The organism is Pseudolactococcus insecticola, assembly GCF_011170065.1.
Classification (GTDB): domain Bacteria; phylum Bacillota; class Bacilli; order Lactobacillales; family Streptococcaceae; genus Pseudolactococcus; species Pseudolactococcus insecticola.
The window spans coordinates 1-1,622 of the sequence record NZ_BLLH01000021.1; the positions used below are offsets into that span (position 1 = coordinate 1).

Sequence of the window (1,622 nt, forward strand, 5' to 3'; positions counted from 1 at the left end):
CAGACTGTTCGGTTGAGCGTTGCTGGTCTAACCGATATTGCGCATAATTCAAAACGTCAGTTTGGTTTACGTCATTCAGTCTATCGAAGACTTTGACAATATCCGTGATAACCGATATATCAGATTTTACGATGAAACTATGACCGCCGTTTTTGTCAGACACCTCAAACATTGGCGCTTTATTGCTTTGGTTGCGTTCGTCAGACAAGCCAAGAATGTAACTTTCTGATACACCGAAAAAGTCGGCAAGCTTTTTCAGTCTATCGATTTTAGGGATAGAGTAACCATTTTCATAATTTGATATTGTTGATACATTTATACCGATTTTATTGGACATTTGTTGTAGGGTTAAGCCTTTTTCTTTTCTTAAAGCCCCCAGCCTTTCAGCAGTTTTTGACAAAATAATCACTTCCTTTCACATTCTATTTTATATTATTTTCAAGAAATTACAAGTTTTTTGTAAATTATAATTGACTTTTCCTAATTCTTGTAATATACTGTTTTTAGTTACAAGAAACTTGTAAACACAGAGAGGAGGACACAAAATGCTGACAATTACACCCGAGCAGGCAAAAGCGATTAAACGCAAGCAAGCTGACAATGATTTGACCATTGAGCAGGTCGCGCGTGAGATTGGCATTACTTACATCACATACAAGAAAGTGATTAAAGGCGGTTTACAGATTAAACCGAGCGTTTACACGAAAGTTATGGAGTGGTTTGCAAAAGACTACTAACCAAGACGATGGCACAGGCACCCCCGTTTTTAATGACGGGGTGGGACATGAAAACAGCACCAACGCGGAGACAGTGAAACACGATAAAAACAGAAAAGAGGAGCAAAATGGACGATTTAGCATTTTTAACAAGTCCCGACATGAGCAGGGCAAAGTTAGCAACTAATCACGTTATCATTGCCGAATGTTCGGGACTTAAAAAAATATCAGTCCGCAAGCTGATTGATAAAAATAAAGATGACCTTGAACAGTTTGGTATATTGTCATTTGAAATGACACCCTTATCAGACAGTAGAGGACAAAAAGTTAAGGTGTACCAACTTAACCGCAACCAAGCTATGTTAGTTATTACATGGCTTGATAATACAGAACCCGTCAGAGCGTTCAAAATGGCATTAGTTAAGCGATTTGATGAGCTTGAAAAAGAGTTACAAGCCCGACAGATTGCCCGAGCGGTTGAGAAACCACAAGGCAAGACATTACACCAAGCTATATCAGAATGGCAACATTATCCAAGGCATGGCAAAACATGGCACGGTATTTTCAGAACATTACTTGCGACCGTTGCGACAGGCCAAACTAAAAAGCAGATTTTCGCGCGTGATACTGATTGGCGGAAAGAAAAGCCGTTGCTTGATTTAATCACAGCGGAGGAAATGGCACGTTACAGGTCACTTGAAAACATTGCGTTAGCTATGATTTTGGCGGGGTCTGACTATGAGCCGATAAAAACGGCTATCACATCAATAAGCCAAGCGCTATGATGATAACAGCATGAACGAAAACAGGAGCAAACAACATGACAGACATAAAAACAGAGTACGTTGACAAGACATTAGAGGGCGACAGCCAAGAAATAACCATTTTCAAATTAGCAGACGAACA

General features: G+C 39.7%; 3 protein-coding genes. 2 read left to right on the forward strand and 1 reads right to left on the reverse strand.

The genetic code is table 11. The features are described from left to right. The coding region (locus tag Hs20B_RS09555; RefSeq protein ID WP_228407541.1) for a helix-turn-helix domain-containing protein at positions 1-400 on the reverse strand (400 nt) is incomplete at its 3' end. 148 nt (positions 401-548) lie between these two features. Between Hs20B_RS09555 and Hs20B_RS09560 the strand changes: the two genes are divergently transcribed. Next, positions 549-737, forward strand: coding sequence for a recombinase family protein (locus tag Hs20B_RS09560; protein ID WP_172357952.1), 189 nt, complete (start codon positions 549-551; stop codon positions 735-737). Positions 738-844: 107 nt separating this feature from the next. After that, positions 845-1,501, forward strand: a complete 657-nt coding sequence (locus Hs20B_RS09565; protein ID WP_172357948.1) for a Rha family transcriptional regulator — start codon at positions 845-847, stop codon at positions 1,499-1,501. Positions 1,502-1,622: the final 121 nt, after the last annotated feature.

Bases quoted from the DNA above. Each gene is read 5' to 3' on its own strand.
- Hs20B_RS09565 (WP_172357948.1), top strand. From the start codon at position 845: ATGGACGATTTAGCATTTTTAACAAGTCCCGACATGAGCAGGGCAAAG.